Origin of the sequence: Proteus sp. G4380 (genome assembly GCF_963885725.1) — a bacterium.
In the GTDB taxonomy this organism is placed as follows: Bacteria; Pseudomonadota; Gammaproteobacteria; order Enterobacterales; family Enterobacteriaceae; genus Proteus; species Proteus mirabilis.
In genome coordinates, this window is sequence record NZ_CAWPAV010000100.1 from 19,406 (window position 1) to 27,547 (window position 8,142).

Below are 8,142 nucleotides of genomic sequence, written 5' to 3' on the forward strand. Positions count from 1 at the left end.
GGGATTAACCTCATATTACAACTGTGTTAACAAATAGCTTTAGGGTACTAAAGTTTACGCCCTGTGGCTACAATATATACCTCACGAGAACGAGACCGCGAAGCGTCTGGTTTACGAACTTTCACTTTCGTAAACAGGGAGCGTATTTGCCCCAGGTACTCATCAAAGCCTTCTCCCTGAAACACTTTGACAATAAAACTTCCCCCGGGAGCCAGCACATCACGACACATATCAAGCGCTAACTCTACTAAATACATGGATCGAGGAATATCGACCGCGGGTGTTCCGCTCATGTTTGGAGCCATGTCAGACATGACAACCTGGACTTTATTATCACCTACTCTATCAAGCAATGCCTTCAATACAAGTTCATCACGAAAATCGCCTTGAAGGAAATCGACACCAACGATAGGATCCATAGGTAAAAGGTCACATGCGATGATCCTACCTTTATTTCCTAACTGCTGTACGACATATTGAGACCACCCACCCGGAGCAGCACCTAAATCGACAACGGTCATACCTGGTTTGAAAATGTTATCACTTTGCTGAATTTCTTCCAATTTAAACCAAGCTCGAGAGCGAAACCCTTTTTTCTTTGCTTGTTGAACATATTTATCACTAAAATGTTCTTGTAACCAGCGGCTAGAGCTTGCCGAACGTTTTTTATTGGCCATTGCGTTTTCCAACTATCATACACTTAGCAATCAAAAATTTTACTTCTTCACTCATTTTACCGCATCTTGACGACATTTTATGGTGATAAATGAGAGATGGCGTTAGAATAGACCGTTTTCAATCCCAACTAAGCAAAAATTAATGATGACTCTTAACAAAAAACAAATTCAACACCTGAAAGGGCTCGCTCATCATCTCAATCCTGTCGTTATGATCGGTAACAACGGGTTGACTGAAGGCGTTCTTGCAGAAATTGAAATCGCTCTGGCACATCATGAGCTTATCAAAGTCAAAATCGCAGGCGAAGATCGAGATGTTAAAAACTTGATCGTGGCAGCGATTGTGCGTGAAAGCGGTGCACAGAATGTACAAGTTATCGGAAAAATGGTTGTTCTTTATCGCCCTTCTGAAGCGCGTAAAATTATTTTACCGAAATAAAACTTATACCTTTATATAAAAATGCCATAACTAACTCTATGGCAAAAAAGGCCTTTTCAGGCCTTTTTTAATATTACCACAGGATAGCATTCTAGTTTTCTATAGAAACGTAAAATTACAAATTAAATATATTCTACGTTTAAAACTTCATACTCTACTTGGCCGCCTGGGGTGTTAATAACCACCACATCATCTAACTCTTTACCAATCAATCCACGGGCAATCGGTGAGTTGACTGAAATTAAGTTTTCTTTAATGTTTGCTTCATCATCACCAACAATGCGGTATTTTTGCTCTTCTTCAGTATCCACATTGAGTAACGTCACCGTGGCACCAAAAATAATACGTCCATTATTCGTCATTTTAGTGATATCAATGACTTGTGCATTTGATAATTTTGCTTCAATTTCTTGAATGCGGCCTTCACAGAAACCCTGTTGTTCACGAGCTGCGTGATATTCCGCGTTTTCTTTTAAGTCGCCATGTTCCCGTGCCTCAGCAATGGCCGCGGTAATTTCTGGGCGACGAACACTTTTTAGATATTCCAGTTCTTCGCGTAATTTTTCTGCTCCGAGAACTGTCATAGGGATCTGATTCATGTGTTAATACCTCAATACTATTCCTAATAAAAAATAGGTATCATCCTGATTTTTTATACTAACAACACAGAGAAAAGGTTCTACTTTACTCTTCTCAAGACAAAAAAAGACACAGGCAGCCTTAATGAGGGCCTGTCCCTTTATATATTCGATGAATAGAAAATAATTGTAACTTTCTACCCTTTTGGTTGGGAAGTAGTAAAAACCTCCCTTATCTAAAGCTAAACTAAATCTAACACAAGAGGCCAATGGCTTCACGTCTTATTCTCGTTTTAAAAACAGGATAAGTAATATTTTCTGATAATCAGATAATCACACGTGTTACCGTTTACTTTTGCCCTCATTGCCCTTTAGTATTAGCCTCTGGCAATCAACACTATAGCGTTAAGCTTATAGTTACGGATAGAGAAATTATGCGCTTATTACCTATATTCCGCGGAATATTTTATACCTTGAGTCTGTTAAGCTTTTCAACCCTCGCCATTCCTGTTGAAAAATATATAGAACTTTTGCCTGATGGCACTCAAGTCGGTTTAATCACCCAAACTGTTGGCGCATCCTCCCCTAACCTAACTTATAATGATAATCAATTATCTTTGCCAGCCAGCACACAAAAAGTGGTCACAGCTTTAGCCGCCCTATTGCAATTAGGGGGCGATTATCAATTTACCACCACAATGGAAACGGAAGGTAAGATAAAAAACAATCAACTAGAGGGTGATTTAATTTTCCGTTTTAGTGGTGATCCTACGCTAACTCGCCAGCAATTACGAGCAATGGTTGCCGTATTAAAACAATCTGGCGTCACAAAAATAACGGGAAATTTATTAATTGATACCTCTGCTTTCTCCAGCCATGACAAAGCGCCGGGATGGGTTTGGAATGATATGACCCAATGCTTTAGTGCCCCACCAAGTGCCGCTATTGTAGATAAAAATTGTTTTTCCGTCTTACTGCAAAGTGGTCAAAAAGAAGGTGATATCGCCACCATACGTAAAGCGTCTTTTTATCCTGTCACGGTTTTAAGCGAAGTTGAAACCTATGAAAAAGGCTCAACACGAACCCGCTTTTGCGAATTAGACGTCACGGTGAGAGATTTAAATACTTATGTGATAACAGGCTGCATTCCTAAACGTGAAGAAGCCATGCCGCTGATGTTTTCCATTCAAGATGGTGCGCACTGGGCAGGTATATTGCTAAAAGAAGAGTTACAACGTGCAGATATTGAGCTGGACGGTTATGTCAAACGCCGCTCCCAACCTAAAGCCCCTGTTACTGTTTTAGCACAAACACAATCTAAACCGTTACACACTTTATTGACGACGATGTTAAAAGAGTCTGACAATATGATTGCAGATGCCGTATTTAGAACTATTGGTCGTGAATATTATGGTGTTGCTGGCACTTGGCGTTCAGGGGCGGATGCCACTCGTGCTATTTTAAAACAAAAAGCGGGCATTGATTTAGCTAATACAATTATGGTGGATGGATCTGGGCTTTCCCGCCATAACCTGATAGCCCCCGCAACCATGATGCAAGTATTACAATATGTCGGACAACATGATAGTGAGTTAAATTTTATCAGTATGCTTCCTCTTGCTGGTCATGATGGTACATTGCAATATCGTGGTGGTTTTACTGAAGCGGGCGTCAACGGTAAAGTTTCCGCTAAAACAGGCTCACTCAAGGGAGTGTATAATCTAGCTGGCTTTATGACCACAGCCAATGGACAGAAAGTAGCATTTGTACAATTTATTTCTGCCTACTCTCCGCCTACACAAAATCGCAATGCTGGACGCGCCTATTTGGTTCGTTTTGAAACGAATTTATATAAAGATATCTATAACAATAGATAGCACTATTATTTGTTAGAAAGTAAAAACGCCTGAAAATTCAGGCGTTTTTTATGTCTCGCTATCTGTATGTCTATACGATACCGAGACAACAATACCGATAAAAAGAGAGATTAGCGTTGGTAGATAAACTCTACACCATCATCATCTTCTTCATCCCAATCTTCGTCATCGTCTTCAAGGTCAGGATTTTCAAGTTGTTCTTTATGGTAGTCATCCCACATAAAATCAACTTTTTCTTCAGCGGCTAAAGCGGTAGCAATATCTTGCTCACGTGGGGTTACTTTCAGGAATTCCATAATATCCCAACAAAGTTTTTTCACCCCTTCTTGGTTGATAGCAGCAATCATATAATAATCACCTTCCCAACCCAACGCGTCAACTATCGCTTGTGCTTTCTGTTTTGCTTCATCGGCATCAAGCAGATCCACTTTATTGAAAACTAACCAACGTGGTTTTTGTGCCAGTTTATCGCTGTATTTTTCTAATTCAGAAATAATGATTTTGGCATTTTCAACGGGATCAGAACCATCAATAGGATCGATGTCGATCAAATGCAATAATACACGGCAACGTTCTAAATGTTTCAGGAACTGGATCCCAAGACCCGCGCCATCAGCAGCCCCTTCGATCAGCCCCGGTATATCTGCAACGACAAAGCTTTGATGGCTGTCCATACGCACAACACCTAAGCTAGGTACTAGTGTAGTAAATGGATAATCTGCCACTTTTGGTTTGGCTGCCGAGACGGCTCGAATAAAGGTAGATTTACCGGCATTCGGCATACCTAACATACCTACATCCGCAAGTAACATCAGCTCTAACAGTACTTCACGTGATTCACCCGGTGTACCCATTGTGCGTTGACGTGGTGCACGATTGACTGATGATTTAAAACGCGTATTCCCTAAACCATGGAAGCCACCTTTAGCGACCATTTGTTTTTGACCATGTACCGTTAAGTCAGCAATGATCTCACCTGTAGCAAGATCACGGGCACGCGTCCCCACAGGGACATTAATAGTAATATCTTGACCACGTTTTCCCGTACAATCACGGCTTTGGCCATTTTCACCACGCTCAGCGCGGTAAGATTTAGTAAAACGGTAATCGATAAGGGTGTTGAGGTTTTCGTCTGCAACCATGTAGACATCACCACCATCACCGCCATCACCACCGTCTGGTCCCCCTTTCGGGATATATTTTTCTCGACGAAAGCTTACACAGCCGTTACCACCGTCGCCAGCGACGATTAGGATCTTGGCCTCATCAACAAATTTCATGATTTTACTCCGTATGATAGCCATTAACGTGCTGGATGGCCGAAATTACCCAGAGATGGCCTTTTTTAAATATAAAAAGCCCCGCAACAGACTGTGCAGGGCTTTTAACTCGGTGTTTAAAGGACCGGTAATTATTCAGCTTCGATGCTGATAAATTTACGATTGTTTGGACCTTTAACTTCGAATTTAACTTTTCCGTCAGCTAACGCAAACAGGGTGTGGTCACGACCACAACCAACGTTAGTACCTGCATGGAACTTAGTACCACGTTGACGAACGATGATGCTACCTGCTAATACAGCTTCACCACCGAAACGTTTTACACCTAGACGTTTTGCTTCGGAATCGCGACCGTTACGAGTCGAGCCGCCAGCCTTTTTGTGTGCCATTAATCTGCTCTCCTAAACCTTAAGCGATACCAGTGATTTTAACATCAGTAAACCACTGACGGTGGCCCTGTTGTTTACGGCTGTGTTTACGACGACGGAACTTAACAATTTTAACTTTCTCGCCGCGACCGTGAGCAACCACTTCCGCTTTAACTTTAACGCCCTCAAGGATTGGAGCGCCAATTTGAATGTTGTCGCCATCAGCGACCATCATGACGGTGTCAAACTCAATAGTTTCGCCAGTTGCTACTTCAAGCTTTTCTAAGCGAATTGTTTGACCTTCGCTGACTCGGTGTTGTTTACCACCACTTTGGAAAACCGCGTACATATAAACTCCGCTTTCCGCACACTCCCAATATGTATAATTTGAGTGCACAATTAAAATATTCACATAGGGCGCGAATTCTACGCAAATTTAGTCGCGATGACAAGTATAGATCGCAAACAACCAGCAAAAAAAAGAGTTTTTTACACAATATTTATTTCAGCCATTTTTAAAGTACAATCTAAATTATAAGAGAGTAAAATCTATGGCATGATCATTTTTTATTAATTATAACGCGCTCATTGGCGAGCCAAAGTCGAAAAACATGAATTTAGAATCTATTATAAAACTCACATCCGCTGATATGGCTGCGGTAAATGACGCAATTCTTTACCAGCTTAATTCAGATGTTTCTTTGATAAACCAGCTTGGTTACTACATCATTAGCGGTGGTGGTAAAAGGATCCGCCCAATGATCGCTGTTCTGACCGGCCGAGCTTTGGATTATCAAGGGGACAAACATATCTCTGTCGCCGCTTTAATTGAATTTATTCATACCGCAACATTATTGCACGACGATGTTGTTGATGAATCCGATATGCGTAGAGGCAAACAAACAGCTAATGCTGTGTTTGGTAATGCTGCAAGCGTGCTGGTAGGTGACTTTATTTATACACGATCTTTTCAGATGATGACGGATCTTGATTCCATGCGCGTGCTAAAGCTGATGTCTAGCGCAACCAATGTGATCGCTGAAGGTGAAGTATTACAATTAATGAATTGTAACGATCCTGACATTACTGAAGATGACTATATGCAAGTTATCTACAGTAAAACCGCCCGTTTATTTGAAGCTGCCTCTCATGCGTCAGCCATCCTATGCGGAGCCACTCCAGAGCAAGAGAAAGCTTTCCAAGATTATGGTCGTTATCTTGGTACTGCATTCCAGCTGATTGACGATTTACTGGATTATGATGCAGATAATACCCAATTAGGTAAAAATACCGGTGACGATCTGGATGAAGGTAAACCTACTTTGCCTTTACTTCATGCCATGCACCATGGTAACGAAACAGAATCACAACTCATTCGTCAAGCCATTGAAAAAGGTAACGGCCGTCATTTACTCGACACTGTGTTAAAAACGATGAAACAGTGTGGCTCACTGGAATATACCCGCCAAAAAGCGGAAGAAGAAGCCGATAAAGCCATTGAGGCGTTAGCGATTATTCCTGATTCATCTTACAAAGATGCATTAATTGGCCTTGCGCACGTTGCTGTGCAACGACAATCGTAATTTTCATACCTAAACCCCATAAAGTATGAGAAGCCCGTCAGAGCGACTATGTCGACTCTGGGGGGCTTTTTAATTTTTGAACCACTTCTTCATTTTCTCGTTCGATCTCTTCTTGATTGTCAGCATCAATATAGCTAATTAACTTAGCGAGACCTTCTCGTAAAACAAATTTTACGATTTTTTCACGCTCTGATTTTGTTAGCTGATAATAAGCTTCCACCCAGATAAGAAAGGCATCCTGACGCTTAGATAAATATTCTGCAGGAGGCTCATGCGCCGCTAACACACTCACCACCTCTTCAGGGAGGCTTTTAACCGAGTACTCAACGGCTTTACCTTGTACTCCACGCTTACGGCGATTTTCCCATCCTTCACGGCGTGCCATTAAATTGACCCCTTGTGGAGAATTAGGTAACCCTGCAAGCCCTACTAATTCTTTTGCTGTATACCATTCTTTTTTCATGATCTCATCTCACATTCAACTAAGAGGTTAGTCAGATATCGGTTGCGGATAACGCAATAGCGCGTTCTTTAAAGTCGCTTAATCTTTGACGATCTTTTCTAAAAAACTTCTAATACCATCCCGCAAGATCAGCTCTGTTACTGTTTTTTGTTCACCATCATTAAGTTGTTGGAATGCTTTCACCCAGATAACGAGTGGCTCCTCTTTATTTAGTTTGTAATGTGCTAATGGTTCATAAAGCTCCAGAGCAATTAAAGTTTCTTCTGGTAAACAAGAGTAATGATATTCAACGCCATTTCCTTGTTTATTAGTTCTCTTTTGTTTTAACCAAGATTCACGTTTAGCTTTTGCATTTACACCTTGTGGTGATTTAGGTAATCCACCTATACCCGTCAATTCCATTGCCGTATACCACTCTTTTTTCATTACGTTTCTCTAAAATTGTTATCAACTTCAAAAAAGAAATTATTAAGAAAAAAATCAGAAATATTTTTAGAAAAATAATGTTATTTTATTTTCTAAATAATCAGTTTAATGCTTTTAAGCATTTCTAATAAACTGTTATTTATACCACTAACACAGCATTTAATTTTATAGAAAAAGGATTAAAAATGATTTCAAGGAAATCTGATTGGCATCCTGCCGATATTATTGCCGCACTCAGAAAACGAGGCACAACACTGGCAGCCATCTCTCGCCAAGCTGGTTTAAGCTCTTCAACACTGGCTAATGCACTGTCACGCCCTTGGCCAAAAGGTGAGAAAATCATTGCTGACTTTCTAGGTGTAGCGCCTTCGGAAATTTGGCCCAGTCGTTATTTTCATCCTGAAACAGGAGAATTACTTGAACGGAAGATACGCGACAAAACCAATAATTA

Annotated in this window: 11 protein-coding genes; 4 read left to right on the top strand and 7 right to left on the bottom strand. The window is 40.8% G+C overall.

Going from position 1 to position 8,142, the window contains the following annotated elements; all coding sequences use genetic code 11:
- Nucleotides 1-47: 47 nt before the first annotated feature.
- Nucleotides 48-677: a 23S rRNA (uridine(2552)-2'-O)-methyltransferase RlmE gene (rlmE, locus tag AACU98_RS09050; RefSeq protein WP_004246244.1), complete on the bottom strand. Its 630-nt coding sequence runs from the start codon at nucleotides 675-677 to the stop codon at nucleotides 48-50.
- 145 nt (nucleotides 678-822) lie between these two features.
- Between rlmE and yhbY the strand changes: the two genes are divergently transcribed.
- Nucleotides 823-1,116 carry a ribosome assembly RNA-binding protein YhbY gene (yhbY, locus tag AACU98_RS09055; protein ID WP_012368729.1) on the top strand — a complete coding sequence of 98 codons (294 nt, stop codon included), beginning with the start codon at nucleotides 823-825 and terminating at the stop codon, nucleotides 1,114-1,116.
- 122 nt (nucleotides 1,117-1,238) lie between these two features.
- On the opposite strand, the gene greA is transcribed toward yhbY, so the two are convergent.
- Nucleotides 1,239-1,715: a transcription elongation factor GreA gene (gene greA, locus AACU98_RS09060; protein WP_004246246.1), complete on the bottom strand. Its 477-nt coding sequence runs from the start codon at nucleotides 1,713-1,715 to the stop codon at nucleotides 1,239-1,241.
- Nucleotides 1,716-2,128: 413 nt separating this feature from the next.
- On the opposite strand from greA, the gene dacB reads away from it, so the two are divergent.
- Nucleotides 2,129-3,571 (top strand): serine-type D-Ala-D-Ala carboxypeptidase, encoded by a 1,443-nt coding sequence (gene dacB, locus AACU98_RS09065; RefSeq protein ID WP_004249607.1) that lies wholly within the window; start codon nucleotides 2,129-2,131, stop codon nucleotides 3,569-3,571.
- A gap of 110 nt (nucleotides 3,572-3,681) precedes the next feature.
- Here dacB and cgtA read toward each other — a convergent pair whose 3' ends face one another.
- The 3 genes from cgtA to rplU form a co-directional block, all read right to left on the bottom strand.
- Entirely contained in the window at nucleotides 3,682-4,851 is a 1,170-nt protein-coding gene (gene cgtA, locus AACU98_RS09070; RefSeq protein ID WP_049203440.1) for an Obg family GTPase CgtA, read from the bottom strand.
- A gap of 131 nt (nucleotides 4,852-4,982) precedes the next feature.
- Entirely contained in the window at nucleotides 4,983-5,240 is a 258-nt protein-coding gene (gene rpmA, locus AACU98_RS09075) for a 50S ribosomal protein L27 (protein ID WP_004246250.1), read from the bottom strand.
- A 19-nt stretch (nucleotides 5,241-5,259) separates the two neighbouring features.
- Complete coding sequence (rplU, locus tag AACU98_RS09080) at nucleotides 5,260-5,568, bottom strand: 50S ribosomal protein L21 (RefSeq protein WP_004246251.1); 309 nt, start codon at nucleotides 5,566-5,568, stop codon at nucleotides 5,260-5,262.
- 262 nt (nucleotides 5,569-5,830) lie between these two features.
- Here rplU and ispB point away from each other — a divergent pair, with 262 nt between their 5' ends.
- A complete protein-coding gene (gene ispB / locus AACU98_RS09085; protein WP_004246252.1) occupies nucleotides 5,831-6,802 on the top strand; it encodes an octaprenyl diphosphate synthase in 972 nt (323 codons plus the stop codon).
- Between the two features lie 46 nt (nucleotides 6,803-6,848).
- Here ispB and AACU98_RS09090 read toward each other — a convergent pair whose 3' ends face one another.
- Nucleotides 6,849-7,265, bottom strand: a complete 417-nt coding sequence (locus tag AACU98_RS09090; protein WP_004246253.1) for a DNA-binding protein — start codon at nucleotides 7,263-7,265, stop codon at nucleotides 6,849-6,851.
- A gap of 78 nt (nucleotides 7,266-7,343) precedes the next feature.
- Nucleotides 7,344-7,691: a DNA-binding protein gene (locus tag AACU98_RS09095; RefSeq protein ID WP_004246254.1), complete on the bottom strand. Its 348-nt coding sequence runs from the start codon at nucleotides 7,689-7,691 to the stop codon at nucleotides 7,344-7,346.
- A gap of 185 nt (nucleotides 7,692-7,876) precedes the next feature.
- On the opposite strand from AACU98_RS09095, the gene AACU98_RS09100 reads away from it, so the two are divergent.
- A partial coding sequence (locus tag AACU98_RS09100) for a helix-turn-helix domain-containing protein (RefSeq protein ID WP_004246255.1) occupies nucleotides 7,877-8,142 on the top strand: 266 nt, incomplete at its 3' end.

Excerpts from the sequence above, each read along its gene's own strand:
- greA (WP_004246246.1), bottom strand. The coding sequence starts at position 1,715 with ATGAATCAGATCCCTATGACAGTTCTCGGAGCAGAAAAATTACGCGAA.
- dacB (WP_004249607.1), top strand. The coding sequence starts at position 2,129 with ATGCGCTTATTACCTATATTCCGCGGAATATTTTATACCTTGAGTCTG.
- ispB (WP_004246252.1), top strand. The coding sequence starts at position 5,831 with ATGAATTTAGAATCTATTATAAAACTCACATCCGCTGATATGGCTGCG.
- rplU (WP_004246251.1), bottom strand. The coding sequence starts at position 5,568 with ATGTACGCGGTTTTCCAAAGTGGTGGTAAACAACACCGAGTCAGCGAA.
- rlmE (WP_004246244.1), bottom strand. The coding sequence starts at position 677 with ATGGCCAATAAAAAACGTTCGGCAAGCTCTAGCCGCTGGTTACAAGAA.
- AACU98_RS09095 (WP_004246254.1), bottom strand. The coding sequence starts at position 7,691 with ATGAAAAAAGAGTGGTATACGGCAATGGAATTGACGGGTATAGGTGGA.
- rpmA (WP_004246250.1), bottom strand. The coding sequence starts at position 5,240 with ATGGCACACAAAAAGGCTGGCGGCTCGACTCGTAACGGTCGCGATTCC.
- yhbY (WP_012368729.1), top strand. The coding sequence starts at position 823 with ATGACTCTTAACAAAAAACAAATTCAACACCTGAAAGGGCTCGCTCAT.
- cgtA (WP_049203440.1), bottom strand. The coding sequence starts at position 4,851 with ATGAAATTTGTTGATGAGGCCAAGATCCTAATCGTCGCTGGCGACGGT.
- AACU98_RS09090 (WP_004246253.1), bottom strand. The coding sequence starts at position 7,265 with ATGAAAAAAGAATGGTATACAGCAAAAGAATTAGTAGGGCTTGCAGGG.